The 26913-nt window shown below is 67.6% G+C and carries 23 protein-coding genes; 14 read left to right on the forward strand and 9 right to left on the reverse strand.

Annotated elements, in window-relative coordinates; all coding sequences use genetic code 11:
* The first annotated feature begins 19 nt into the window (after window positions 1-19).
* Window positions 20-1789, forward strand: coding sequence for an ATP-binding protein (locus tag FM104_RS08560; RefSeq protein ID WP_087131322.1), 1770 nt, complete (start codon window positions 20-22; stop codon window positions 1787-1789).
* 1168 nt (window positions 1790-2957) lie between these two features.
* On the opposite strand, the gene FM104_RS08570 is transcribed toward FM104_RS08560, so the two are convergent.
* A protein-coding gene (locus tag FM104_RS08570) for an IS5 family transposase (RefSeq protein WP_143738301.1) occupies window positions 2958-3891 on the reverse strand; the annotation gives its coding sequence in 2 pieces (ribosomal slippage) (window positions 2958-3512 and window positions 3514-3891; 933 coding nt in all).
* A gap of 51 nt (window positions 3892-3942) precedes the next feature.
* Entirely contained in the window at window positions 3943-5391 is a 1449-nt protein-coding gene (locus tag FM104_RS08575; RefSeq protein ID WP_087131328.1) for an NAD(P)H-quinone dehydrogenase, read from the reverse strand.
* Between the two features lie 48 nt (window positions 5392-5439).
* Here FM104_RS08575 and FM104_RS08580 point away from each other — a divergent pair, with 48 nt between their 5' ends.
* From FM104_RS08580 to FM104_RS08590, 3 genes are read left to right on the forward strand one after another with little or no spacing between them, the layout of a single operon-like run.
* On the forward strand, window positions 5440-6273 hold the full coding sequence (locus FM104_RS08580) for a purine-nucleoside phosphorylase (RefSeq protein ID WP_087131331.1): 834 nt from the start codon (window positions 5440-5442) through the stop codon (window positions 6271-6273).
* Entirely contained in the window at window positions 6270-7934 is a 1665-nt protein-coding gene (locus FM104_RS08585) for a phospho-sugar mutase (protein ID WP_087131334.1), read from the forward strand. The genes FM104_RS08580 and FM104_RS08585 overlap by 4 nt, the downstream gene beginning before the upstream one ends.
* Window positions 7931-8197 carry an HPr family phosphocarrier protein gene (locus FM104_RS08590; RefSeq protein ID WP_087131337.1) on the forward strand — a complete coding sequence of 89 codons (267 nt, stop codon included), beginning with the start codon at window positions 7931-7933 and terminating at the stop codon, window positions 8195-8197. Before FM104_RS08585 ends, FM104_RS08590 begins: the two co-directional genes overlap by 4 nt.
* A 24-nt stretch (window positions 8198-8221) precedes the next feature.
* On the opposite strand, the gene FM104_RS08595 is transcribed toward FM104_RS08590, so the two are convergent.
* Window positions 8222-10138, reverse strand: a complete 1917-nt coding sequence (locus FM104_RS08595; protein WP_087131340.1) for a BglG family transcription antiterminator — start codon at window positions 10136-10138, stop codon at window positions 8222-8224.
* A 164-nt stretch (window positions 10139-10302) separates the two neighbouring features.
* Here FM104_RS08595 and FM104_RS08600 point away from each other — a divergent pair, with 164 nt between their 5' ends.
* The 10 genes from FM104_RS08600 (at window position 10303) to FM104_RS08645 (ending at window position 19900) form a co-directional block, all read left to right on the forward strand.
* Entirely contained in the window at window positions 10303-10626 is a 324-nt protein-coding gene (locus FM104_RS08600; protein ID WP_087131343.1) for a PTS sugar transporter subunit IIB, read from the forward strand.
* Window positions 10623-10901 carry an HPr family phosphocarrier protein gene (locus FM104_RS08605; protein WP_087131346.1) on the forward strand — a complete coding sequence of 93 codons (279 nt, stop codon included), beginning with the start codon at window positions 10623-10625 and terminating at the stop codon, window positions 10899-10901. The genes FM104_RS08600 and FM104_RS08605 overlap by 4 nt, the downstream gene beginning before the upstream one ends.
* Window positions 10898-12553: a phosphoenolpyruvate--protein phosphotransferase gene (ptsP, locus tag FM104_RS08610; RefSeq protein WP_087131348.1), complete on the forward strand. Its 1656-nt coding sequence runs from the start codon at window positions 10898-10900 to the stop codon at window positions 12551-12553. Before FM104_RS08605 ends, ptsP begins: the two co-directional genes overlap by 4 nt.
* 65 nt (window positions 12554-12618) lie before the next feature.
* Window positions 12619-14217 (forward strand): PTS mannitol transporter subunit IICB, encoded by a 1599-nt coding sequence (locus FM104_RS08615; RefSeq protein WP_087131351.1) that lies wholly within the window; start codon window positions 12619-12621, stop codon window positions 14215-14217.
* The gene (locus tag FM104_RS08620) at window positions 14214-14648 is read left to right on the forward strand and encodes a PTS sugar transporter subunit IIA (RefSeq protein ID WP_087131354.1); all 435 of its coding nucleotides are present in this window, start codon (window positions 14214-14216) and stop codon (window positions 14646-14648) included. Before FM104_RS08615 ends, FM104_RS08620 begins: the two co-directional genes overlap by 4 nt.
* A 12-nt stretch (window positions 14649-14660) precedes the next feature.
* Window positions 14661-15818: a mannitol-1-phosphate 5-dehydrogenase gene (locus tag FM104_RS08625; protein ID WP_087131356.1), complete on the forward strand. Its 1158-nt coding sequence runs from the start codon at window positions 14661-14663 to the stop codon at window positions 15816-15818.
* 44 nt (window positions 15819-15862) lie between these two features.
* Window positions 15863-16585 carry a TSUP family transporter gene (locus FM104_RS08630; RefSeq protein WP_087131359.1) on the forward strand — a complete coding sequence of 241 codons (723 nt, stop codon included), beginning with the start codon at window positions 15863-15865 and terminating at the stop codon, window positions 16583-16585.
* Between the two features lie 92 nt (window positions 16586-16677).
* Window positions 16678-17964, forward strand: a complete 1287-nt coding sequence (locus FM104_RS08635; protein WP_087131361.1) for a flavin-containing monooxygenase — start codon at window positions 16678-16680, stop codon at window positions 17962-17964.
* Window positions 17961-18944: a bile acid:sodium symporter family protein gene (locus FM104_RS08640; protein WP_256971583.1), complete on the forward strand. Its 984-nt coding sequence runs from the start codon at window positions 17961-17963 to the stop codon at window positions 18942-18944. Before FM104_RS08635 ends, FM104_RS08640 begins: the two co-directional genes overlap by 4 nt.
* The gene (locus FM104_RS08645) at window positions 18941-19900 is read left to right on the forward strand and encodes an SDR family oxidoreductase (RefSeq protein WP_087131366.1); all 960 of its coding nucleotides are present in this window, start codon (window positions 18941-18943) and stop codon (window positions 19898-19900) included. Before FM104_RS08640 ends, FM104_RS08645 begins: the two co-directional genes overlap by 4 nt.
* Before the next feature lie 4 nt (window positions 19901-19904).
* Here FM104_RS08645 and FM104_RS08650 read toward each other — a convergent pair whose 3' ends face one another.
* The 6 genes from FM104_RS08650 to FM104_RS08675 are packed head-to-tail and all read right to left on the reverse strand — an operon-like array spanning window position 19905 to window position 26869.
* Window positions 19905-21020: an adenosine deaminase gene (locus FM104_RS08650; protein ID WP_087131369.1), complete on the reverse strand. Its 1116-nt coding sequence runs from the start codon at window positions 21018-21020 to the stop codon at window positions 19905-19907.
* Window positions 21021-21060: 40 nt separating this feature from the next.
* Entirely contained in the window at window positions 21061-22353 is a 1293-nt protein-coding gene (locus FM104_RS08655) for a thymidine phosphorylase (RefSeq protein WP_087131372.1), read from the reverse strand.
* Window positions 22350-22748, reverse strand: coding sequence for a cytidine deaminase (locus tag FM104_RS08660; protein WP_087131375.1), 399 nt, complete (start codon window positions 22746-22748; stop codon window positions 22350-22352). Before FM104_RS08660 ends, FM104_RS08655 begins: the two co-directional genes overlap by 4 nt.
* A 7-nt stretch (window positions 22749-22755) precedes the next feature.
* On the reverse strand, window positions 22756-24039 hold the full coding sequence (locus tag FM104_RS08665; RefSeq protein WP_087131378.1) for an ABC transporter permease: 1284 nt from the start codon (window positions 24037-24039) through the stop codon (window positions 22756-22758).
* Complete coding sequence (locus FM104_RS08670) at window positions 24036-25307, reverse strand: ABC transporter permease (protein ID WP_179206732.1); 1272 nt, start codon at window positions 25305-25307, stop codon at window positions 24036-24038. Before FM104_RS08670 ends, FM104_RS08665 begins: the two co-directional genes overlap by 4 nt.
* Window positions 25304-26869: an ABC transporter ATP-binding protein gene (locus FM104_RS08675; RefSeq protein WP_087131380.1), complete on the reverse strand. Its 1566-nt coding sequence runs from the start codon at window positions 26867-26869 to the stop codon at window positions 25304-25306. The genes FM104_RS08670 and FM104_RS08675 overlap by 4 nt, the downstream gene beginning before the upstream one ends.
* Window positions 26870-26913: the final 44 nt, after the last annotated feature.

A 26913-nucleotide genomic window follows, 5' to 3' on the forward strand; every position in this document is an offset into this window, starting at 1 on the left:
ACTCGCTAGGCTGACACTCATGCCTGATATCGCCAAGGTCCTCATCGCGAACCGCGGCGAGATCGCCGTACGCATCATTCGCGCCGCCCAGGACTCCGGAATCACCTCCGTCGCCGTGTACGCCGATCAAGATCGCGACGCCATGCACGCGCGACTCGCTGACGAGGCGTACGCCCTCAACGGGTCCACCAGCGCTGACACTTACCTGCAGATCGATAAGATCCTCTCCATCGCGCGCCGCGCCGGTGCCGATTCCGTGCACCCCGGCTATGGCTTCCTCGCAGAGAACGCCGAGTTCGCCCGTGCGGTCATCGGTGCGGGAATGACCTGGATCGGACCCTCGCCCGAAGCCATCGAGTCGCTGGGTGACAAGGTGACGGCGCGTCACGTAGCCGAGAAGGTCGGCGCTCCGCTGGCACCAGGCACCCCAGGGCCGGTGGAGAGCGCCGATGAGGTCGTCGCATTCGCGAAGGAGTTCGGCCTGCCGATCGCCATCAAGGCGGCGTACGGCGGTGGCGGTCGCGGCCTCAAGGTCGCACGCGAACTCGACGAGGTCGCCGAGATGTTCGCCTCCGCCACGCGCGAGGCTGTGGCGGCGTTCGGTCGCGGTGAGTGCTTCGTAGAGAAGTACCTGGACAAGCCGCGCCACGTCGAGACCCAGTGTCTGGCGGATGCCGCGGGCAACGTCGTCGTGATCTCGACCCGCGACTGCTCGCTGCAGCGCCGCCACCAGAAGCTCGTGGAAGAGGCACCGGCTCCCTTCCTCACCGACGAGCAGAACAGCCTGTTGTACTCCGCGTCGAAGGCCATCCTCAAGGAGGTCGGCTACGTCGGCGCCGGAACCTGCGAGTTCCTCATCGGCGCCGATGGCACGGTCTCATTCCTCGAGGTGAACACGCGACTGCAGGTCGAGCATCCGGTCTCCGAAGAGGTCACCGGCATCGACCTCGTGCGCGAGCAGTTCCGCATCGCCGCAGGCGGCACGATCGACTACGACGACCCCAAGCCTGTCGGACACTCCTTCGAGTTCCGCATCAACGGCGAGGACCCGGGCCGTGGCTTCCTGCCGCAGCCGGGGCCGATCACCACATTCAAGACTTTCGGCGGACCCGGTGTGCGGCTGGACTCCGGGGTCACCGCGGGCGATGCCGTCTCGGGCGCCTTCGACTCGCTGCTGGCGAAGATCATCGTCACCGGGCGCGACCGCGCCGAAGCACTCGAGCGCTCGCGACGCGCACTGGACGAGTTCGAGGTCGCCGGCATGCCGACGGTGCTGCCCTTCCACCGCAAGGTGGTGCGCGACCCGGCATTCGTCGCGGAGAACGGCGCCTTCGGCGTGTTCACCCGCTGGATCGAGACCGAGTTCGACAACGACATCCCGGCGTGGGACGGTGAACTCGATGAGCCCGTTCCCGCTCCCGGACGACACACTGTGGTCGTCGAGGTCTCGGGCAAGCGGCTCGAGGTCAGCCTGCCTGACCGCGTCACCGCATCCGTGGCGGGCACAGCCGGCCGTCCGGCAGCTGTGCCGCCATCCCGTCGCAGTCATTCCGGTTCGGTCGCCTCCGGAGCATCCGGCGATGCCGTCAAGTCGCCCATGCAGGCGACGATCGTGAAGATCGCCGTCGAGGAAGGCCAGCAGGTCGTCAAGGGCGACCTCGTCGTGGTGCTCGAGGCGATGAAGATGGAGCAGCCGCTGGCTGCGCACAAAGACGGCGTGATCGGCAACATCAGTGCTGCTGCGGGTGCGACGGTGGCCGCGGGACATCAGCTGCTGACCATCAGCTGATCTGAGAAGCATGCGAAAGGCGCGCCCCCGACCGGGGGGCGCGCCTTTCGACTAGGACACGTCTCCCATTAGCATCGCCAGGTAAATGCGGTGTGGAGGGTGGCAGCGCGGTAGGTGATGGCGAGTTTCGCGTAGCGGGCGGCGATGGACGCGCCATTGCTGGAGCATCGCGAAAGAGCGCTCGACGGCGTTGCAGCTCTTGCGCGGTTCAATGTGTGTGGGTGCTTGCCACCTGTGGTTCGCCTGGATGTAGACGCTAGTCGATCCGCACGAATTCGAATGTCAAGGTCTCGGAGTAGTCGCTGTCGACCGCTCGCGCCAAGCCGCATGCGACGGGAACGAGATTGCCTCGCTTCTCGTAGGTAGGCGGGCCCGACAGCGTGTAGCCTCGCGGGGGTGTAAGGGTTGCGTTCGCCCAACCCCTGAAACTGGCTGGGCCCTCAGAGCAGGAAACTGCTCGGTTGTTCTTGAGCACCTTGACATTGTCTTTTTGGACAGTCGGAGCCGACCAATGTGTGTAGGGGCTCAACCGGTAGAGCATCGTCTGCAGTCGGAGCCGTCCTGCAGGGATATCACACGTGATCACAGCCTGAACGTTGATCGTGCCCTTGACGTGCTCCGACCCGTGAGGATTCTGCACGTTTAGGTCGCAGGTCATGGTCTGAGCCATCGGGGCCGCCGCAGACCGCAACTGAGCGTCGGACTCCTGAGGTTCTTCGACCACGACAGACAGGTTTCCGTAAGTGAAACGCTGAGAATCAGCTGCTTCAGTGAAATCTGTGGTGGATGCCGTTGCAGCGGGGGCCGTGAGTAGGCCCAGGACTGCGATTGCCAGAACTGCGATACAACGATTCGTCTTCATCTGATCCCTTGCTCAGTTTGAGGCGCGAGCGCCTATCGTTGACCTCATGAAAGCAGAAGCGACGCTCGACGTCCACACATTAGGACAAGACGACGCAGCTCGGTTCAGGGTGCATTTTTGGTCACGGCCGAAGCCAGGGGTTGCATGGAATCTGGACGCGTGGATACTGGACAACGTCTCGAGCGTCCGTGATGCACTCAGCTGGGCGGACGCCAATAGTCGCGGACGCCCCTATGAGCTGTTCGTCGAAACGACCGGTAATCTCAGCGATGCGTACCTGGTTCGGGTAGCAGGAGCGAACCCGAACTAGGCGACTTCTCCCAATAGTGTCGCCCAGGTGAGAGCAGCGTGGAGGACGGCGGCGGCGCGGTAGGTGATGGCGAGTTTGTCGTAGCGTGTGGCGATGCCGCGCCACTGCTTGATCAGCGCGAAGGAGCGTTCGACGACGTTGCGGTCTTTGTAAGCGTCCTCGTCGAACTTCGATGGCCTGCCACCGTTTTGGCCTTTGCGTTTGCGGGCCGCGGTCTGGTCGCTCTTTTCCGGGATCACGCAGCGGATACCGCGTGAGCGCAGCATCTGACGGTTGATGCGACTGCCGTAGGCCTTGTCTGCCAGGACAGCATCGGGCGTCGTGCGAGGCCGGCCGCCGCCTGGCCGGGGGACGCGGATATCGTTCAAGACCGCTTCGAGCATCGCTCCGTCGTTACGCTGCCCGCCGGTGACCACGATCGCCAACGGAAGCCCGTTGCCGTCGACAACCTGGTGGATCTTCGTCGTCAACCCGCCACGGGATCGCCCGATGCCGTGACCGTCGGGTTCCGCCTCAGCGAAGCTGAGATTCTTGTGATTCGAGAACGCCCCCTGTGGGCTGATCAGGGCGGCGGGTGTTCGTCGCATGCTGATGCGCGCGAGCGATCGTGGCATCCACCGACACATCCCAATCGACCAGGCCAGCGGTGTCCGCCTGAGAAAGCAGTGCCTGCAGGACGCGATCCCACGTGCCATCCCCGGCATAGCGGCGGTGACGCTTCCAAATCGTCTGCCACGGACCGAACTCACCACGCGGCAGATCCCGCCACGCCACACCCGCACGGAACCGATAGATGATCCCATCCACCACGCGCCGGTCATCACGGAACGGATGACCACGCCGCCCCTGGTTCGAGGGCAGCAACGGACCGATCAGCGCCCACTGAGAATCCGTCAAACGCCGCGTACGGGTATCAACAGCAGTAGCCACTCAGCCACTATCGCGCGTCAATCACCACACATATGGGAGACACGCCCTAGCTCAAGAGATGTTCACCGCGTGCATGGCCCGGCTGGCGTCGGTGATGCTCGTCGACAGCGAGGGGTACGCGGCGAATACGCGCGAGACCTGATCGACGTTGAGTCGGCGCTCGACGGCCATCGCCAGCGGGTAGATGAGCTCTGAGGCCTTCGGCGCCACGATCACGCCGCCGATGACCGTGCCGGACCCCTTGCGGGCGATGATCTTCACGAAGCCATCCTTGATGCCCATCATCTTCGCGCGCGGGTTCGCGGCCAGCGGCAGCTTGTACGCGCTGCCAGCCACGACCCCGTTCTCGACGTCGCTCTCCGAGAAGCCGACCGTCGCGATCTCCGGAGCCGTGAAGATGTTCGCGGTGATCCTGCGGTGCTCGAGCGGAATGACGATGTCGCCGAGCGCATGGAAGACCGCAGTGCGCCCCTGCATGGAGGCGACGGATGCCAGAGGCATGAAGTTCGTGCAGTCGCCGACGGCGTAGACGTTGGGCACCGACGTGCGCGCCACCCGGTTGACCCGCACGTGGCCGGAGTCATCGAGCTCGATGCCCGCCTCTTCGAGTCCGATGCCGGTGGTATTCGGGACTGACCCGACCGCCATCAGACAGTGGCTGCCCTCGACGGTGCGCCCATCTGCGAGCGTCACCAGGACGCCGTCTTCGGTGCGTTCGACCTTCGATGCGCGCGACTTCGACAGCACCTGCATGCCACCGCGCTTGAACACCGCCTCGAGCACCTTCGCGGCATCGACGTCTTCGCCCGGCAGCACCTGTTCGCGGCTGGACACGAGCGTGACCTTCGCACCGAGATTCATGTACGCGGAGGCGAATTCTGCGCCGGTGACGCCCGAGCCCACGACGATCAGGTGTTCAGGAAGGGCCTTCATGCCGTACAGCTGCGTCCAGGTGAGGATGCGCGTGCCGTCGGGCTTGGCCGAATCGAGCTCGCGTGGCGATGCGCCCACCGAAACGATCACGGTGTCGGCCTCGACGCGGTCGAAGTCGGTGCCCCCGGGCCCGGTCGCGACGATGATCGCATTCGGTCCTTCCAAGCGGCCGTGGCCGGAGAGAATCCGCACGCCCGCCTCCAGCAGCGTCGCGCGCATGTCTTCGGACTGCTGGCCCGCCAGCGCGAGCAGTCGCTTGTTGACAGCGGCCAGGTTGATGGCGATCTCGGGCTTCAACGGCTTGCCGTTGCCGCCCTTCGCATAGAACTGCACACCGAGGTCAGTGGCTTCGGCGATCGCGACGGCAGCATCCGCCGTGGCGATCAGGCTCTTCGAGGGCACGACATCCGTCAGCACGGCGGAACCGCCCACTCCGACGCGCTCCACAAGGGTCACATCCGCCCCGAGCTGGGCGGCGGCGAGAGCTGCCTCATAACCACCGGGGCCGCCGCCGAGGACGGCCACACTCTGTCTATTGGCAAAGGAAGTCTGAGACATGATGACCATTCTCCCGCAATCCTGGCTCCGGAGCCTGCACCTTCCTAGAGTGGAGTCATGCTTGACACTGCAAACCATCCTCTGGACGACCCGAACGCGGATCCCGTCGCCATCGCTGCGCTGGCCGCTGCGGACATCGCCCGTCTCACCGGGGTCGATCACCACGACATCGCCGTCACGCTCGGCTCGGGCTGGGGCAAGGCCGCGGAGATCATCGGCGAGACCGTTGCGACCGTCCCCGCCACCGAGGTCACCGGCTTTTCCAAGCCCGCTCTCGAGGGCCATGTCGGCACGCTGCGCAGCATCCGCACCCCCGGCGGCAAGAACGTGCTCGTCATCGGCGCCCGGACGCACTATTACGAGAACCACGGCGTCCGCCGAGTCGTGCACAGCGTGCGCACCGCGGCGGCGACGGGAGCCAAGATCATGGTGCTCACCAACGGCGCCGGCGGCATCCGCGAGAGCTGGAAGCCCGGCCAGCCCGTGCTGATCAGTGACCACATCAACCTCACCGCCGATTCACCGCTGGAGGGCGCGACCTTCGTCGATCTGACCGACCTGTACTCGACCCGGCTGCGTGACATCGCGCGCACTGTCGACGCGACGCTCGACGACGGCGTGTACACGCAGTTCCGCGGTCCGCACTACGAGACGCCGGCCGAGGTGCAGATGACCAAGCGCATGGGCGGCGACATCGTCGGAATGTCGACCGCACTGGAGGCCATCGCCGCTCGAGAGGCCGGCATGGAGATCCTCGGCTTCTCGCTCATCACGAATCTCGCCGCCGGCATCCAGCAGACCCCGCTCAGTCACGCGGAGGTCATCGAGGCCGGCCGCGAGGCGGAGCCGGTCATCTCGGCTCTGCTCGCTCGCGTGATCGAGGCGCTGTGAGCGAGCGGCTCGCGCAGGCGCGCGCGTGGCTGAGGCAGGATCCCGACGCGGAGACCCGCGACGAACTGGCGGGAATCATCACTCTCGCCGCCAGCGGAGACACCGCGGCGATGCGGGACCTCGACGATCGCTTCGGCAGCCGTCTCGCCTTCGGCACGGCGGGTCTGCGCGGAGAGCTGGGCGCAGGCAGCAACCGGATGAACCGCGTGCTCGTCACGCAGGCGGCCGCCGGATTCGCCGGGCACCTGCTGCAGCGCGTGAAGGGCACCCCGACTGTCGTCATCGGCTATGACGGACGCCGCAACTCCCGCCGCTTCGCACTCGACTCCGCCGAGATCTTCGCCGGGGCGGGACTGCGGGCGATTCTGCTTCCGCGCCTGCTTCCGACGCCGGTGCTCGCGTTCGCCGTGCGTCACTTCGGCGCGGACGCCGGCGTCATGGTCACGGCCAGCCACAACCCTCCCAACGACAACGGCTACAAGGTGTACCTGGGCGGTGACGACGGCGGATCGCAGATCGTCGCCCCGCAGGATGCCGAGATCGCTGCCCACATCGCACGCGTGGCCGACTCGGGCGACATCGGGATGCTGCCTCGCTCGCAGAAGTACGAAGTGGCAGATGCCACCGTCGTCGACGCCTACGTCGCAGCGACTGCCGCTGTCTCGCCCGCACCCTACGGCGTACAGGAGATGCGCTGGGTGTACACCGCAATGCACGGTGTCGGATGGGAGACGTTCTCGCGCGTCGTGAAGACCGCAGGCTACCCGGCACCGCGCGTCGTCGAGGAGCAGCGCGACCCGGATTCGACGTTCCGCACGGTCTCGTTCCCCAACCCGGAGGAGCCGGGCGCGATGGACCTGTCCTTCGCCCGGGCGCGCGCTGTGGATGCCGAATTCGTGATCGCGAACGACCCCGACGCGGATCGCTTGGCCCTCGGAATTCCGGATGCCGCTGCCGAAGGCGGCTGGCGCCGGCTCACCGGCAACGAGATCGGCCTGCTTCTGGGCTGGCGCGCCGCGAAGGCCGCGCAGGGCGCTGCCGGCGCATCGCTGGCGTGCTCACTGGTCTCCTCCCCCGGCCTGGGTGCGATCGCCCAAGCCTACGGACTCGATTTCCATGAGACGCTGACCGGGTTCAAATGGATCTCCCGCGCCCCGGGCATGGTCTTCGGCTACGAAGAGGCTCTCGGCTACCTGGTGAATCCGGAGACCGTGCGCGACAAGGACGGCATCTCGGCGGCGATCGCGATGCTGGGTCTCGCCGCCGACGCGCGTGTGCAGGGCACGACCATCGCCGGCCTGCTGGAGCAGCTCGGCGCCGAGATCGGCCATTTCGCCTCCGGGCAGGTATCGATCCGCGTGGATGACCTGTCGGTGATCTCCCGCCTGATGGCTGCACTGCGCGGGCAGCAGCCGTCGGCCTTCGGCACGAGGGCGGTGGCGTCCGCGGAGGACCTGGCCGCTGGCGTCAGCGGCATGCCCGCAGGGGATGTGCTGCGCTACCGCCTCGATGATGGATCACGCGTCGTCGTCCGCCCCAGCGGCACCGAGCCGAAGCTGAAGGCGTACATCGATGCGCGAGCGGACTCTGCGGAGCAGGCGACGACTGCGGTGGCCGAACTGGAGGCCGCGGTACGCGAGCTGCTCGCGGCACGCTCATGAGCAGGCTCCGTCGGCGGGTGACCGTCGACATCGACGAAGGCGTGCACGCGCGGCCGGTGGCAGAGCTCGTGCGGCTCGCGCAGGCGCACGGGATGCCAGTGCTGCTGTCGACGGATGCCGGAGCCACAGCCGATCTGACCAGCGTGCTCGCGGTGATGGATCTCGCGATCGCTTCCGGAGACGAGGTGACCCTCGAGGTCGCCGACTCTCCGGAGGCACCCGCGCTGCTGGATGCGCTCGCATCCGTGCTGACGCGGCGCTGACCGCGCGCATCGGGGCACGGCCGTTCAGCCGTCGATCACCGCGACGAGCTCGTCGAGGAACGCATCGAAGCTGATCGATCGTCGCACGATTCGCTGCACGCTGTCGCGTTCACTGAACACCTCGACGAACTGCTCGAACACCGTCTGGAAGGCGTCCCGATCGCCCTCGCTGAACGCGGCGAGCGCGACCACCTGCACTCGTCCGCTCCCCCATGCAACCGACCCGTCGGCGATGCCGATGGCGATGGCCGTGCGCTGCGCGGTCATCTGCAGTGCGTGCGGCACCGCCAGTGCGTCGGTGAACGCAGTCGATGACATCCGCTCGCGGGCGATGGTGTTCTCGATGTAGTCCTCGGCGATGAGCCCGGATGCTGCCAGCATCCCACCGAGATGCCGAATGATCTCCACTTCACCCGCATCCGGAAGCGGCACGACGAAGGCATCGGCGGAGAAGTAGCGCTGCAGCTCGGCGCGCAGCCGCTGCAGTCGCCTGGTGCGCCGAATGCGGGCGGCAGCCTGCTGCACCCGTTCGATGTCGGCTTCGGCGAGGAAGGGCTGGATGCGCACGATCCTCTCGTCAGAACCAGCTACGGGGATGGTGCTGAGCACGAGGTCGGTATCGAGTTCCTCCCAGTCGGGATCGACGCTGGTGTCCACCCGGACGACCTCGATGAGCCGTCCCAGCGAACGCGCGACGCTGGAGCGCAGCAGCTCCTGCAGCTCTTGATACCCGGGGCAGACGATCGTCGCGGTGAGGATCGCATCGGCAGCGCGGCTGCGCTCGAGCCGCCCGCCCACGTGCATGGCGATGTACGCGATCTCGTCTTCCTGCAGCGGCACGCCGAGACGGTCGTGCAGGCCGCTGGCGATCGACACGGCGACCTCGAAGATCATCGGATACGACGATTTCAGCGAGCGGGTGAGGGGGTTGCGGGTCCACGCCTGCTCCTGCGCGCGTCGCAGGAGGTTCTGCACGTGCAGCGTCAGCCGCAGGATGAAGGCGTCATCGACGAGGTCGACCTGGTAGTCGCGAGCGGCCTGCACGATCTCAGCGCGCACGGCCTGCTCGACCTCCGGATCGGCACTGCGCGGCATCCGCTGCCGTGCGTGCTCGCCCGGTGTCACGACCCTGGTCAGCACGAGGTTCGCCAGGTGCTCCTGGTCTCCCTGCCCCAGCGCCACCCCGAAATGCTCGTTCACGAGTGAAGCGATCATCCGGCCCACCGCTGGCGCGGCGTCATCGTCGCCCATGGTGCGGCCATCCAGCGCTCGCCCGACGGCCACGCGCTCGGCGGCGATGGTGATGTGCAGAAGCACATCACTGATCGCGAGCTCGTTGACGAAGTAGCCGAGCGCGCCCAGCTCCCCCACCAGCGCCGCCTTGAACGGACCGATGGCGCGAAGGGGAACGGCTTCCGGCGCGAGCGCGCGCTGCAGGGCGTCGGCCCGCAGCGGTCCGGCATCCATCTCGTCCTGTGCCAGCCTGCTGAGCAGCCTTCGCAGCGACTGCTCATCGCCGCGCAGACGCACACGGTCCCGATCGCGTTCCAGGCGCGCCTGGCCGCCGTCGAGCAGCCCGCGCACCCGCACCAGGTCGTTCTCCAGAGTCGTTTCGCTGACGTGCAGTTCCAGGGCGATCTCATACACATCGACCCCGTCCGGCTCGTCGATGAGGGTGCGCATGAGCTGATGCAGGCGCGCCCGTGGAGTGCCGACGGCGTCGCCGGCGCTGCGCGCAGCGGCGACTCCGGGGCCGGCGAGATAGCCGAGCGGGCCGGACTCCACGGCATCCCCGTCAGCGGTGCGGGCGTTGAGCGCGACGACGTAGGAGCGGATGCTTCGCGGCGTGACCCCGAGCAGATCGGCGAGGCTCGCGGCGGTGGCCCAGGAGTCCTGACGCAGGAGCGCGGCGAGAAGCTGATCCTGACGCTGACGCGACATCAGTCTGCTCCCGTCCTGTTCGATTGCCCGTGCGCCTCCATGATGCCAGCCGCCCGACCCCTGTGGGCGGAAACCCGCGTTCCGCAGGGCAGGAAAGAAGGTTGCTGGAAGAACGCTGAGTGTCCTGTGCAGACTGGTGTCTCCGAGTGGGAAAAGGGACATCGATGAAGATCCTCGTGGTGTGCGGAGCAGGCGCGTCGAGCACTTTCGTGGCGCAGCGGCTCGCCCGTGGCGCGGCGTCCGCCGGACTCGCGTGGACCGTCGAGGCGGGCACCGAGCACACCGCACTGGCGTCCACCGGCATAGATGTCGTATTGGTCGGCCCGCACATCGCCGATCGCGCGGAAGGCATCCGCTCGGCGCTCTCCGGCCGCTCGCACGTGCTCCCCCTCCCTGACGACGCTTTCCGAGATTTCGACGGCAGCCGCACCCTGCGCCTCGTCCGCGATGCGATCACCGCGTCGCCCGATCAGAAGGAATCACCATGACCGCCTCTTCCCGCACCGTCCGCGTCGGCTCCTCGCACGGACTGCATGCGCGCCCCGCGAAGCTGTTCGCGCAGGCGGCCAAGGCCTCCGGCATCGCGGTGACCATCGCGAAGGATGCCGGCACGCCGGTGAACGCCGCCAGCATCCTCAGCGTCATCGCACTCGGCATCGACTTCGGCGACCACGTCGTCATCGCCGCCGACGGCGACAATGCCGAGAGCGTGCTGGACGATCTCACCGAGTTGCTCACCACCGACCATGATGAGGGCGCATGAGCACCCTGCGCGGTGTCGGCATCGGCCAGGGTGTCGCGACCGGTCCGGTCGTGCGCATGGGCGAAGCGCTGCCGGCCCCCGAGAAGCAGACCAGCACGATCGGCGCCGATGCGGAGCGCATCCGCGCCCGCGATGCAGTGGCCGACGTCGCCTCCGAGCTGCAGGAGCGTGCAGATGCTGCCGGTGGCGCCGCACAGGATGTCCTCGAGGCGCAGGCGATGATCGCCGAAGACCCCTCGCTGCAGGACGAGATCGATGCGCGGCTCGATGAGGGCAGCACCGCCGAATGGGCCGTGCACGATGCCTTCGCCGGGTTCCGCACGACGCTCGAGGCCGTCGGCGGATACCTCGGCGAGCGCGCCGCGGATCTCGATGACATCGCCCAGCGCGTGCTCGCGCGGCTGCAGGGCGTGTCCGCCCCCGGTGTCCCCGATCCCGGGCATCCGTTCGTCCTGGTCGCCCGCGGCCTCGCACCGGCCGATACCGCGCTGCTGAACCTCGACCAGGTGCTCGCGCTGATCACCTCCGATGGCGGGCCCACCTCGCACACGGCGATCCTGGCGCGCGCGAAGGGCATCGTCGCGATCGTGGGAGTGGTCGACGCGGCATCTCTCGCCGATGGTCAGACGGTGATCGTCGATGCCGCCGCAGGCAGTGTGAATGATGCACCGACAGCCGCAGAGGTCCAAGGCGTCGCCGAGCGTCTCGCCGCTCGTGAAGCCGAGGATGCGGCCCCGCCCGAGCCCGGCGCGCTCGCCGACGGCACCGCGGTCAATCTTCTCGCCAACCTCGGCAAGCCCGGCGATGCAGCGGATGCCGTCGCCCGCGGCGCGGAGGGTGTGGGTCTGTTCCGCACCGAGTTCCTGTTCCTGTCCTCCGCACAGGCGCCGACGATCGAGCAGCAGCGCGCCGCGTACATCGAGCTGCTCGCGGCTTTCGAAGGCAAGAAGGTCGTCGTGCGGCTGCTCGATGCCGGTGCCGACAAGCCGCTCGCCTTCCTCAACGATGCGCACGAGGAGAACCCCGCTCTGGGCCTGCGCGGCCTGCGAGCCCTGCGCGCCAGCGAGGACATCCTGCGCGAGCAGCTCACGGCGCTCGCCGAGGCGGATGCCGCCACGGCCGCCGACCTCTGGGTGATGGCGCCGATGGTGACCACCGTCGAGGAGACCGAGTACTTCACCACCCTGGCGAAGGATTACGGGCTGAAGACCACCGGCGTCATGGTCGAGGTGCCGGCGAGCGCGCTGCTTGCCGACCAGGTGCTGCTGCACGCCGACTTCGCCTCTATCGGCACGAACGACCTCACCCAGTACACGATGGCGGCCGACCGACTGCTCGGGTCTGTGGCGTCGTTCCAGGATCCGTGGCATCCGGCCGTGCTCCGCCTGGTTCGCGAGGTCGGCGAGGCCGGCGCACGCCGTGGCAAGCCCGTCGGCATCTGCGGGGAAGCCGCCGCCGACCCGCTGCTGGCGGTCGTGCTCATCGGCCTCGGTGCGACGAGCCTCTCCATGGCTCCGGCCGCCCTGGCCGATGTGCGCCGGATGATCGCGACCCACACGCTCGACGATGCGAAGCGCATCGCCGCCGCCGCACTGGACACCTCTGACGCTGACGCCGCACGCGAGGCCGCGCGCAGCGCTGCTCAGCGCTGACGATCCGACATGCACCCACCCCGCACCACGACCACTCACGCACACCCGACGAGAAAGAGAAAATCATGACGACGACGTCATCGCCCGGATCCGGGCTGAGCAAGGCCCGACTGGGCGTTCAGCGCTTCGGCACCTTCCTCTCCGGCATGATCATGCCGAACATCGCAGCCTTCATCGCCTGGGGCTTCATCACGATGCTGTTCATCTCCGCCGGCTGGCTCGGTGGCTGGTATCCTGTCGCGGATCTGCTCGGCGGTTTCGGCGACGCCGCCCAGATCAACTGGCCGGGCGCCATGACGGCACTCGCTCAGGATGCCGACGGGGCGACGTTCTCGCAGTACGTCGGTCTGGTCGGACCGATGATCACCTACCTGCTCCCGCTGCTCATCGCCAACACTGCCGGTCGGATGATCCACGGCGAGCGCGGCGGCGTGGTCGCGACCATCGCCACGATGGGCGTCATCGTCGGCACCAGCATCCCGATGTTCCTCGGCGCGATGATCATGGGACCGTTCGCTGCTCTGATGACCAAGTGGATGGACCGACTCTGGGAGGGCAAGATCAAGCCCGGCTTCGAGATGCTGGTCAACAACTTCTCGGCCGGCATCCTCGGCATGCTGCTGTCGATTCTCGGGTTCTTCGTCTTCGGCCCGGTCATCATCGGCGTCAGCAATGTGCTCGGCGGCGCCGTCGCCTGGCTGGTCTCGCTGCATCTGCTCCCGCTCGCGTCGATCATCGTCGAGCCCGCGAAGGTGCTGTTCCTGAACAACGCCATCAACCACGGCGTGTTCACTCCGCTCGGACTCGAGCAGGTGACAGAAGCCGGCAAGTCGATCCTGTTCCTGATCGAGGCCAACCCCGGCCCCGGTGCGGGCCTGCTGCTCGCCTTCTCCTTCTTCGGCGTGGGGCTGGCGAAATCGTCCGCACCGGGCGCGCTGGTGATCCAGTTCCTCGGCGGCATCCACGAGATCTACTTCCCCTACGCACTGGCCAAGCCGATGACCATCCTGGCGCTGATCGCCGGCGGTGCCACCGGTGTCGCCACGAACATGGTGCTCGGCGGAGGCCTGGCATTCCCCGCCGCGCCCGGCAGCATCATCGCGGTCACCGCGGCAGCATCCGGCCCCGCCGCGGGCGGTATCGGCAACCTGCTGGTCGTCTACCTGTCGGTGGTTCTCGCCGCGGCCGTCACCTTCCTCATCACCGCGGTCATTCTGCGCGCATCGCACAAGCGCGACCTCGCCGCAGAGGGCGCCGGCGCCGATTCGTTCGGTGCGGCCATCTCGCAGACCACCGCGAACAAGGGCAAGGAGTCGAGCGTGCTCGGCACCCTGGGCGCCCCGGCCGCTGCCGCGACGGCCAGCGCGACGACGCCGATCCGCACCGTCGTCTTCGCCTGCGATGCCGGCATGGGCTCGTCCGCCATGGGCGCCAGCGTGCTGCGCAATAAGATCAAGAAGGCGGGCATCGAGGGCGTCACCGTCACCAACCAGGCCATCGCGAATCTCGACGGCACGGCTGATCTGGTGATCACCCAGCAGCAGCTGACCGATCGCGCCACGGCGAAGTCGCCGAATTCGATCCATGTGTCTGTCGACAATTTCATGAACTCGCCGAAGTACGACGAGGTCGTCGAGATGGTCCGAAACCAGGAGGAGAAATGAGCGTTCTGACTCTCGATCGGGTCCGCATCCACGCGGGTTCCGCCACGCGTGACGAGGCTCTGCAGGAGGCGGCGGATGCCCTCGTCGCCGCGGGAGCCGTCACCGGCGACTATCTCGCCGCGATGCATGCCCGTGAAGAGACCGTCTCGACCTTCATGGGCAACGGTCTGGCGATTCCGCACGGCACCAACGACGCGAAGGACGCCGTGCTGGGCTCGGCTCTCAGCGTCGTCCGCTATGATGGTGGAGTCGACTGGGCCGGCGAGCAGGCGACCTTCGTGATCGGCATCGCGGGGAAAGACGGTGAGCACCTGGAGATCCTGTCCCAGATCGCCATCCTGTTCTCCGATGATGATGACGTGGCGCGACTGAACGCCGCGTCCACCCCGGAGGAGCTCTTCGAGCTTCTCTCCGCCGTGAACGAGTCTTAAGGGGCCGGAGAGATGAAAGCCGTCCACTTCGGCGCCGGAAACATCGGGCGCGGCTTCGTCGGTCTGCTGCTGCACGAGGGCGGATACGAGCTGGTGTTCTCCGACGTCGCCGGGGCTCTGGTCGATGCCATCAACGACGCCGACAGCTATACGGTGCACGAGGCGGGTGCGGGCGGCGTCGACACAGTGGTGACCGGGTTCCGGGCGATCAACAGCGCCGCGGACCCGGAATCTCTGATCGCCGAGATCGCGGATGCCGATGTCATCACCACCGCTGTCGGCCCGACCGTGCTGCGGTTCGTGGCCGCTCCCATCATCGACGGCCTGCGGCAGCGCGAGGCAGGGGCGCCGCCGGTGCAGATCATGGCCTGCGAGAACGCGATCGGCGCGACGGATCTGCTGAAAGAGGAGATCATCGCCCGTGCGGGCGATGACTGGGAAGGTCTCGCCGGTCGAGCGGTGTTCGCGAACACCGCCGTCGACCGCATCGTGCCGGGGCATCCGGCCGGCGAGGGCATCGATGTCACCGTGGAGCCGTTCTTCGAGTGGGCGATCGAACGAGGCCCCTTCGGCGACAACCCGCCGAACATCCCCCGGGCGCACTTCGTCGATGACCTCGCCCCCTACATCGAGCGCAAGCTCTTCACGGTGAACACCGGGCACGCGACGACGGCGTATCTCGGCGCTCAGGCCGGTATCGAGCAAATCTCCGATGCCCTCGCCGACGAGTCCATCGCCGCCCGGGTGACCGCGACCCTCGAGGAGACCTCGGCGCTGCTGGTCGCCAAGCACGAGTTCGATCCGGGAGAGATCGCCGAGTATCGGACGACGATCCTGCATCGCTTCGCGAACCCGGCGCTCGCAGACACGGTCTGGCGGGTCGGACGTCAGCCGCTGCGCAAGCTCTCGCGGCACGATCGGTTCATCGGTCCCGCAGCTGAGGCCGCCGAGCGCGGACTCAGCGTCACGGCGCTGCTGGATGCCATCCGCGCGGCGCTCGCCTTCGAGGACCCCGCGGACGAGCAGTCGGTTCAGCTGCAGCAGATGCTGCGCACGCAGGATGCCACCGAGCTCGCCATGGAGATCACCGGCCTCGATGCGCAGCATCCGCTCTTCCCCGCCGTGCGCGAGGTGTTCACCGCTCGCGCAGCGGAGGTCGCAGGCCGCTGAGGGCAGCGGTGGGCAGGCCGGCGAACCGGCTACGCTCGGGATCGATGCTCCTGCTCACCGCTCTGGCGACCATCGTCGCCGCCATCATCCAGCGCGTCACCGGTCTGGCCTTCGTCCTCGTGCTGATCGGGCCGATCGTGCTCGTCTACGGCCCCGTCGAGGGCGTCACCGTCGCCGTGCTCCTGGCCGTCGTCGCATCGCTCACCGCCCTTCCGAGCGCCTGGCCAGACATCGACTGGCGCCGCTCCCTCTGGCTTCTCGGTGCCGGGTTGCTTGCCGCGCCGTTCGGTGCGCTCACCGCCACGCTCTTGCCCGAAACAGCGCTGCTGTTCATGATCGGAGGGATGGGCGTGTTGGCGCTCAGCGCGCAGCACCTCGGTCCCATCGCCCGCCAGGTCAACGGCAGGCGTGGCGCGATCGGAGCGGGAGCAGTCGCTGGTTTCATGCACGCCTCCAGCGGTCTGTCCGGGCCCGCCCTGGCCTCCTTCGCGCTCGGCGACGGCTGGTCGCAGCGCCCGTTCGCGGCAAGTGCTCAGGTCATCTTCCTCGGCTACGGCACGGCGTCGGTCGCGCTGCGAGGCCTGCCGACGACAACCGCGCCGACAGATCTCCTCGTCCTCGCCGCCTGCACCGCGGGTGGGATGCTCCTCGGGGCATTCGCTGCGCGCCGTGTGCCGTTGGCGCTGGCGCGGCGGGTGATGCTGCTCTGCGCCTGGGCCGGCACGCTCGTGCTGCTGGCGCGCGCGGTCATCGCGCTGTTCATCTGAGCTGATCAGCCGGTACGATCGGGGCATTGCGCGAACCCGATCGCGCGATCTCAGCGCATGACCCTGATTGCACGGAGCGGTGCAGGAGCGACATGAACAGATATGCCGTGATCGGTGCTGGCCCCTCCGGACTGGCCGCCGCCCGCGCTCTGCAGCAGCAGGGCATCGCCGTCGAAGGCTACGAGGCTTCTGCAGGCGTCGGCGGACTGTGGGACATCGACAACCCGCGCAGCACGATGTACTCCTCCGCGCACCTGATCTCGTCGCGCACGACGACCGAGTTCCGCGAGTTCCCGATGGCATCCGACGTCGACTACCCCGGCCATCGGGTGCTGAAGAGCTACTTCGACGCCTATGCCGATGAGTTCGGCCTGCGCGCCCTCTTCCGCTTTCACACGAAGGTCACCCAGCTCGACCGGCTCACCGGTCCCGAGGGCGGCTGGATGCTGCACGCCGAGGGCGCACCCGCACGGCGCTACGACGGCGTCATTCTCGCCAACGGCACCCTCGCGACGCCGAATGCACCGAGCTTCCCCGGATCGTTCTCCGGCGAGATCACGCACACCAGCGGGTACAAGCGCCCCGAGCAACTCGGCGGCCGCCGCGTGCTCATCATCGGCGCGGGCAACTCCGGATGCGATATCGCTGTCGACGCGGTGCATCATGCGGCCTCCGTCGACATGAGCGTGCGCCGCGGCTACTACTTCGTTCCCCGCTACGTGTTCGGCCGGCCCAGCGACACCCTCAACCAGGGCCGCCCGCTGCCTGCCCGACTCAAACAGCTCATCGATACGAGGGTGCTGCGCGCATTCACCGGGGATCCCGTCCGCTTCGGCTTCCCAAAGCCCGACTACCGCATCTACGAGTCGCATCCGATCGTGAACACCATGATCCTGAACCACCTCGGCCAGGGCGACCTGCGCATCAGGCCCGATATCGAACGCTTCGACGGCGACACCGTGCATTTCCGCGACGGATCCTCCGGCGAGTACGACCTGATCCTGCTCGCCACCGGCTACAGCCTCGATTACCCGTTCGTGGCTCGCGAGCATCTGCACTGGGAGGGGGCATCCCCCCGACTCTTCCTGAACATCTTCCCGCCGTCATTCAACGGCCTGTACGTCGTAGGCATGATCGAGGCCTCCGGCATCGGCTGGCAGGGCCGGTACGAGCAGGCAGAGCTGCTCGCCGCCTATCTGGCTGCCGTCGAGCATGCGCCGAAGGCAGCCGAAGCGTTCCGTGCGCGGGTCACCGGTCGCCCCTGGCCGGACACCACCGGCGGATACCGCTATCTGGGCCTGGACCGGATGTCCTACTACGTCAACAAAGACGCCTACCGCTCCGCGGTGCGCACCGCGATCCGCAGCCTGGAGGCATGATGGACTTCGATGACCTGGTGCTGAACTTCACCCCCGGCACCCTGCTGATCCTCAACGCGGTCCTGGGACTGATCATGTTCGGCATCGCGCTGGACACCAGACCTGCAGACTTCCGCGTCGTGCTGCGCCACCCGAAGCCCTTCGCGATCGCGATCCTCACCCAGTTGCTGGTGCTTCCCGCCGTCACCTTCGGCCTGACCCTGATTCTTCCGGTGACGGCGTCGATGGCGCTGGGCATGATCGTCGTCGCCTGCTGCCCGCCGGGGAACATCTCGCAGGTGCTCACGCATCGCTCGGGTGGCAACGTCGCCCTGTCGGTGTCGATGACCGCCGTCGGAAATCTCCTCTATATCGGCGCGATGCCGCTCAGCATCGCGTTCTGGGGGTCGATGCACCCCACCGGCCGCGAGCTGCTGCACGCCGTCGCGTTGAACCCTTGGCAGATGCTGCTGGAGATCGTGCTGATCATCGGCGTGCCGTTCGCCCTCGGACTGGCGCTGCGGGCATGGCTGCCCGCCTTCTCGCAGCGGGTGCAGCCGTTCGTGCGGTGGTTCAGCCTGATCGCCCTGGTGGGCTTCATCATCGGAGCCCTCGCCGGCAACTGGGCGATCTTCCTCAGCGTGATCGGCACGGTGCTGATCGTCGTCGCCGTGCACGACGCCGTGGCGCTCGCGCTCGGCTATGGCACGGCAGTGCTGGGCGGGCTCGGCACCCGCGAGCGCAAGGCGATGACGTTCGAAGTCGGCATCCGCAACGCCGGTCTCGGGCTGGGACTGATCTTCGCGTTCTTCGGCGGCCTCGGCGGCATGGCGGTCGTGGCGGGCTGGTGGGGCATCTGGGACATCATCGCCGGACTCGTCGTCGCAGCTCTCTGGGCTCGGCACACCCGGCGCCGCACAGGTTCGGCGAAGGGCGATGCGTCGGGGCGAGGACCCGCAGCGGATGCCGAGATCGCGCCATCCGCGAAGGATGCGCGATGACGCGGGTGCTGGTGACGGGCGGGGCGGGGTTCCTGGGCTCGCACGTCACGCGGCTGCTCACTCAGCATCCGTCGGTTACCGCCGTCGTCAGCGGCGACCTGCGCGCGTCGGAGGTGCCGGGGGTCATCTCGGAGACTCTCGACGTGACGGATGCCGCCCCACTTGTTTCGCTGCTTCAGAAGCACCGCATCGACACCGTCATGCACCTCGCGGCCATCGTGAATCCGGGACGAGACGTGGCGCTGGAGCACCGCGTGGATGTCGAGGGCACGCAGCACGTGCTCACTGCGTGCATCGACGCCGGAGTGACTCGGATCGTGGTATCGAGCTCGGGGGCCGCCTACGGCTACCACCCCGACAGTCCGGAGTGGATCGATGAGGCTGTCGCAGTGCGGGGCAACGATGAGTTCCCCTATTCGAAGCACAAGCGTCTGATCGAGGAGATGCTCGCCGATGCGCGCCGCACGAACCCGCAGCTCACGCAGGTGATCTTCCGGATCGGAACGATTCTCGGACCCACCGTGCGCAATCAGATCACCGCGCTCTGGGACGGCCGACGCGTCCTGCGCATCGCCGGGTCCGACTCGCCGTTCGTCTTCATCTGGGTCGACGATGTCGCGGCGGCCATGGTGCGCGCGGCCACCGACGGCCCGGCCGGAATCTTCAACATCGCCGGTGACGGCCGCCTGTCCGTGCCTGAGATCGCGGAGCGTCTCGGCAAGCGGATGCTGACCATCCCTGCCTGGGCCCTTGCCGCAGCACTGCGGGTAGGCCGTGCGCTGCGCCTCACCGAACACGGCCCGGAGAAGGTGGTGTTCCTGCGCTATCGCCCGGTGCTCGCCAACCGGCGCCTGAAGGAGGAGTTCGGATACACCCCGAAGCGAACCTCACGCGAGGCGTTCGAGGAGTATCTGCGGACTCACCCCGGCGTCGCGCGACGCGACGCCGGGCACTGAGCTCTCAGCGCTCGAAGCCCTCGGCGATCATCTCGACCAGTTCTTCGCGCTCTTCGACCGGCAGGAACGCCGCCGAGGCGGCGTTGAACTGGAACGCTTCGAGATCGTCGAGGTCGTAGCCGAACGTGTCGACGAGCAACGCCAGTTCGCGGGTGAGGGAGGTACCGCTCATGGTGCGATTGTCGACGTTCACGGTGACGGCGAAGCCCAGCTGGTAGAGCAGGTCGAACGGATGGTCGGCGAGTTCATCGCCCCAGACGGCGCTGGCACCGGTGTGCAGGTTCGACGACGGCGACAGCTCGAGCGGGATCTCGCGGTCGCGCACCCAGCGCGCCAGATCCCCGAACTGCACCTGCACCTCGTCGCCTTCGCGCTCGATGATCTGCAGGTCTTCGGCGATGCGCACGCCGTGCCCCAGGCGCAGCGCGCGCCCGTCGATCAGAGCCGAGCGGATGGATGCGGGCCCCGCGGCCTCGCCTGCGTGCACGGTGACCGGAAGGAACTCGGCCGCCAGGTAGTCGAATGCCGCGCGGTGATCCGACGCGGGGAAGCCGTCTTCGGGACCGGCGATGTCGAAGCCGACGACGCCGCGCTCACGATACGCGACCGCGAGCTCGGCGATCTCCTTGGACCGGTCGGCCTGCCGCATGGCGGAGAGGATCTGACCGACGCGGATGTTCTGCCCGGCCGCATCCGCTGCGTCTTCGCCCTCTTCGATGCCGCGCTGCACCGCGCGCACGGCCTGGTCGAGGCTCAGCCCGCCAGCCACGTGCTGCTCCGGCGCCCAGCGCACCTCGCCGTAGATGACACCGTCTTCCGCGAGGTCGGCGACGAACTCGCGCGCGACGCGCGTCAGCGCCTGCTCGGTCTGCAGCACAGCGGTCACCAGGTCGAACGACTTCAGATACTCGACCAGCGAGCCGGAATCGGCCTGCTGATCCAGCCAGCCGCGCAGCGCACCCGCATCCTTCGCGGGTGTCGGCAGATTCGCCTCCGCAGCCAGCTCGAGAATCGTGGCCGGGCGCACACCGCCGTCGAGGTGATCGTGCAGCGATACCTTCGGCAGCCCCCGCAGCGAGACGCCCTGCACCTTCATGTCGCCGTGCTGATCGATGTTCATCAGGTTGTCTCCTCTGGAAGTGGGTGTGTAGTCGCGCTGCTCACGCGGTGATGCGCTCGCGGACGATCGGGCCGACCACGGGTGCCGTGTCGCCGATCTCATAGGCGCCGTCGAGCGCTTCCAGAGCCCGTCCGAATCGGGACTCGTCGTCAGCGGAAAGTGTGAACAGCGTCTGCCCTGCCGTGACGCGATCGCCCGGCTTGACGACGAGGTCGATGCCCGCGGCGTGGATCACCGGGTCCTGGGCGCGAGCGCGCCCCGCGCCCAGGCGCCAGGCGGAGACGCCGAACGGGAGAGCGTCCATCCGGGTGATCACGCCATCGCGCTCGGCGACGACGTCATGCGTCTCGTTCGGAGCCGGCAGAGCTGCAGCAGGATCGCCCTCCTGCGCCCGGATCATCGCGTTCCAGCGGTCCAGGGCGCGGCCATCATCGAGCGCCGCCTCGACGTCGGCATCGGGCTGTCCAGCAAGGCTGAGCATTTCACGGGCGAGCGCCACGGTGAGCGCACGCACATCGGCTGGGCCCCCGCCGGCGAGGACCTCCACCGACTCTCGGACCTCATTGGCGTTTCCGATGGCGAGCCCGAGCGGAGTGTTCATGTCGGTGAGCAGGGCGGTCGTCGCGACCCCGGAGTCGGTGCCGAGTGCGACCATGGTGCGGGCGAGCTCACGAGCACGATCGATGTCCTGCATGAAAGCGCCGTTGCCGAACTTCACATCCAGCACCAGAGCATCCGTGCCTTCGGCGATCTTCTTCGACATGATGCTGGAGGCGATCAGCGGGATCGCCTCCACGGTGCCGGTGACATCGCGCAGCGCGTAGAGCTTCTTGTCTGCGGGGGCGAGGCCGGTGCCTGCCGCGCAGATCACCGCGCCGACGTCACCCTGCATCTGTGCGAACATCTCGTCATTCGACAGGTCGGCCCGCCAGCCGGGGATCGACTCCAGCTTGTCGAGGGTGCCACCGGTGTGGCCGAGCCCCCGCCCGCTCAGCTGCGGCACGGCGACGCCGAAGACGGCGACGAGGGGTGCCAGCGGCAGCGTGATCTTGTCGCCCACGCCGCCGGTGGAGTGCTTGTCGACGGTGCGCTTGCCGAGGTCGGCGAAGCTCATCCGCTCCCCCGACGCGATCATCGCGTCGGTGAGCACCTGAATCTCGCTGCGTTCCATGCCGCGCTGGTAGATCGCCATCGCGAACGCCGCCATCTGCGCATCGGAGACATAGCCGCGCGTGTACGCGTCGACCATCCAGCGCAGCGCGGGCTCGGGCACCGCGCCGCCGTCGCGCTTGGCGCGGATGACGTCGATCGCGTCGAATGCTTCGGGGGTCATCGGGCTTCCTCCAGGTCGCGCGGCCCGAACGCATCGGGCAGCACCTCGTCGATCGTGCGGATGCCGGAAACGGTCTCCAGCAGCATCTCGGGCATCGCGTGCTCGAACAGCAGCTGACGGCAGCGTCCGCAGGGCATGATGGTCTGCCCCTCGCCGTTGACGCAGACGAAGGCCACCAGACGGCCCCCGCCTGACATGTGCAGATCGCCGACCAGCGCGCACTCCGCGCACAGGGTCACGCCGTACGAGGCGTTCTCCACGTTGCATCCGGCGACGATCCTGCCGTCGGCGACGAGGGCGGCCGCACCCACTTTGTAGCGCGAATACGGCGCGTACGCCTTGTGCATCGCGTCGGTAGCGACCTGACGCAGCTCGTCCCAGTCGATGTCCGTCATGGCACTCCTATGACTTGATGTATGGCTGACCGGTGGCGGCCGGTGCGCGCGAGCGTCCGACGAGACCGGCCACGGCGAAGATCGTCACCACGTACGGCAGCATCAGCATGAACTGGCTGGGCACCGGCGAGCCGATCACGCTGAGCACGCCCTGCAGGTTGCTCGCGAAGCCGAACAGCAGCGCCGCCAGCGTCGCTCGGATCGGATCCCACTTACCGAAGATCACCGCGGCGAGGGCGATGAAGCCGGCTCCCGCGGTCATCTCCTGGTTGAAGCGCGGAACCGAGACGAGCGTGTAGAACGCGCCGCCCATTCCGGCCACGGCGCCGGCCAGCAGCACAGCACGGTAGCGCGTCGCCGCGACCTTGATGCCGACCGTGTCCGCCGCCTGCGGGTGCTCGCCGACCGCACGCAGCCGCAGACCCCAGCGGGTGCGATAAAGCCCGAACCAGACCAGCGCGACGACGGCGTACATCAGGTACACGATGAACGACTGCTTGAACAGGATCGGTCCGATGATGGGGATCTCGCTGAGCACCGGAATCGGCAGCACGGCAAAAGTCTCGGGACTGTTCAGCGCCTCGGTGTTGGGCGCGAGCACCTGCCGGAACAGGAACGTAGTGATGCCGATGACCAGGACGTTCAGCACCACGCCGACGATGACCTGGTCGACGTAGTACGTGATCGTGAAGACCGCGAGCACGAGCGCGACGAGAACGCCGGCGCCCATCGCCGCGATAAGCCCGGCCCACGGCGAGCCTGCGAGCGAAGCGGCGACGGCCGCGGTGAATGCGCCGGCCAGCAGCTGAGCCTCGATCGCGATGTTCACCACACCTGCACGCTCGCCGATCACGCCGCCCAGTGCGCCGTAGATAAGTGGTGTCGCCAGCGCGAGAGCCCCACCGAGCAGACCGATCATCGGCAGGGTGGCACCGGCCGCAGCCCACGCCAGGAAGCCGATCAGCAGCACCGCGACGTAGAGCACGATCAGCCACAGCGGAATGTCGCGCCGCTGACGCACGTCGAAGATCGACAGTGCGGTGCACACCGCCAGCAGCACGACGGCGATCCACGCGGTGGGCGTCGACGGCAGCACCACATCGGGAATGTCGATGAACGCCTCGCCGGCGGTGAGACGGAACGTCGTTGCGCCTTCGCGCGGGACGAGCAGCGGCAGGAGCGCGAAGAGGACCGTGAAGAGCCCGAAGATGATCGGAGCCTTCCACGAGAGCACCGAGACGGTGCGCGGCTGATCGATCTGCACGTCACCGTGCGACGCGGTGATGCTCATGCCGACACCTCCTTCTTCTTGGCGGCCTTCTTGGCCGCGATCTTGCGCCGAGGCGTGCGGCCGGGCTGCGGCAGTCCGAACATGGCGCGCACCAGCGGCGGCGCGGCGATGAACAGCACGATCAGCGACTGCACGACGAGAATGATCTCGATCGGGATGCCCTGTGAGGACTGCATCGTGAAGCCGCCGGTCTTGAACGCGCCGAACAGCAGGCCGGCGGCGAGGATGCCCAGCGGCGACGAGCGCCCCAGCAGCGCGACGGTGATGGCGTCGAAGCCGATGCCGGCGTCGATTCCGCCGCTGAAGCCGCGGACCTCGGTGCCGAGCACCTGGCTGACACCCGCGATGCCGACCAGCGCACCGGCGATGAGCATCACGGTGAAGTACATCCGCCCCACGTCGATGCCCGCGACCCGCGCAGCGGCGGGGTTCTCGCCGACCGCGCGGAAGCGGAAGCCGAGCGCCGAGCGCTCCAGCAGCCACCACGTGAAGGCGACCGCGAGCAGTGCGATGAGGAATCCGGCGTGCAGCTTGTATGTCGGGCCGAGCAGCTGCGGCAGCACCGCCGATTCGGGCATGGGCGCCGTCTTCGGGTTGCTCGAACCGGGCGCCTGCAGGATTCCCTGCGTCGCCAGCATCCATGCCAGCAGATAGAAGGCGATGTGGTTGAGCATGATCGTCGTGATCACCTCGTGCGCCCCGGTGCGCGCCTTCAGATAACCGGCGATGCCGCCCCAGATCGCTGCGGCCGCCATGCCCGCGATGATCGCGGCGATGAGGTGCAGCGGAAAGGGGAAGTCGAAGGACGTCGCGACATAGCCGGCGGCAGCCGCCGCCATCAGCATCTGTCCCTGACCACCGATGTTGAACAGGCCGGCGCGGAAGGCGAGTCCCACGCCGAGGCCGGCCGCGATCAGCGGCGTGGCGAATTTCAGCGTCTCAGTGAGGGGCCGGATGCCGATGGCGAACGTGTCGGCGTTGTAGTTGTAGATCGCGCCGCGGAAAAGCGCCGCGTAGGCGCCGGAGACGGCCTGCCAGATCGCGGCGATCATATCCATCGGCTGCGCGAAGAAGTAACCGGCAGCGGCCTGCACGTCTTCGTTGGTCGCCGCGATCATGATCGATCCGACGACGACGGCGATGAGCACGGCCAGCAGCGAGATGATGCCGTTGCCGGTGACGATGGCCTGCAGCGTCACCTGCCAGCGCGACGGTGCGATCTTCGTCTCGGGCTCGGCGAGCGGGGTCTGCGTCTCTGGGGCGCTCATGCGCTCTCTCCGTTCTGCACCACGGGATTCGGATCGCCGGGGGTCTCGGCCGCGGCAGGTACTGCCTCGGACATGCCAGCCATCATCAGCCCCAGCGTCTCACGCGGGGTGTCACCCGGGACGATCCCCACGATCCGTCCGCGATACATCACCAGGATGCGATCGGCAAGAGCGGTGACCTCGTCCAGCTCCGTGGAGATCAGGATGACGGGCACACCGGCATCCCGCGTCTCGACGATGCGCTTGTGGATGAACTCGATCGATCCGACGTCGACGCCGCGGGTGGGCTGGGCTGCGACGAAGAGCGAGAGCTCACGGCTGAGCTCGCGAGCGAGCACCACCTTCTGCTGGTTTCCGCCCGAGAGACGGCCCGCCGCCTGGGTCGGGCCCTGCGTGCGGATGTCGAACTCGGCGATCTTGTCGTGCGCGAACTTCTCGAGCAGTCGGCGCTGCACGGTGCCCGCCACCACGAACGGCGCGCCGTATGACCGGTCGAGCATGAGATTCTCCGAGACGGAGAATTCCTTGACGAGCCCGTCGACGCTGCGGTCTTCGGGGACGAACCCGACACCGGCGTCGAGAATGTGGCGCACGGGGCGGCCGACGAGTTCCTTGCCATCGAGGCGGATGCTGCCCTGCACGTTGTGCTCGAGGCCGATGATCGCCTCGGTGAGCTCGGTCTGACCGTTGCCCTGCACACCGGCGATGGCGAGCACTTCGCCGCCGTGCACCTCGAACGAGGCACCATCGACGACCACCGTTCCGGCCTGGTCGATGACGGTGAGCTCGGAGACGGCGAGTCCGTTCTCGCGGACCACCGCCTCGCCCTTGCTGACGGTGAGCTCGACGGCGCGACCGACCATCAGCGAAGCGAGCTCTTCGTTGGACGCGGTGGGCGATGCCTCGCCGACGACCTTGCCAAGGCGGATGACGGTGATGCGGTCGGCGACCTCGCGCACCTCGCGCAGCTTGTGGGTGATGAAGACGATGGAGGTGCCCTGCTCTTTGAGCAGGCGCATCGTGGACATCAGCTCGTCGGTCTCCTGCGGCGTGAGCACGGCAGTCGGCTCATCGAACACCAGCACGCGCGCCTCGCGCGAGAGTGCCTTGATGATCTCGACCCGCTGCTGCAGCCCCACCGGGAGATCCTCGACGAGCGCGTCCGGGTCGACGTCGAATCCGAAGCGGTCGGAGATCTCGCGCACGCGCGCACGGGCGGCGGCGAGGTCGAGGCGTCCGCCGAAGGTGGTCTCCTCATGACCGAGCATGACGTTCTCGGCGACGGTGAACACCGGGATGAGCATGAAGTGCTGATGCACCATGCCGATGCCGGCGGCCATCGCATCGCCGGGGCCGGCGAAGTGCTGCTCGACATCGTCGAGGAGAATCTTGCCCTCATCGGCCTGGTAGAGGCCGTAGAGGACATTCATGAGGGTCGACTTGCCGGCGCCGTTCTCGCCGAGAAGGCAATGGATCTCAGCGGCTTCGACGGTGAGGTCGATGTGATCGTTGGCCGTCAGCGCGCCGAACCTCTTCGTAATGCCGCGCAGTTCAAGCTTCATGGTGTCGATCCTATTCAGGAGACGGGCCTGACGGGAGCGTCCCG

It is taken from the genome of Microbacterium esteraromaticum (genome assembly GCF_900163815.1).
GTDB lineage: Bacteria > Actinomycetota > Actinomycetes > Actinomycetales > Microbacteriaceae > Microbacterium > Microbacterium esteraromaticum_B.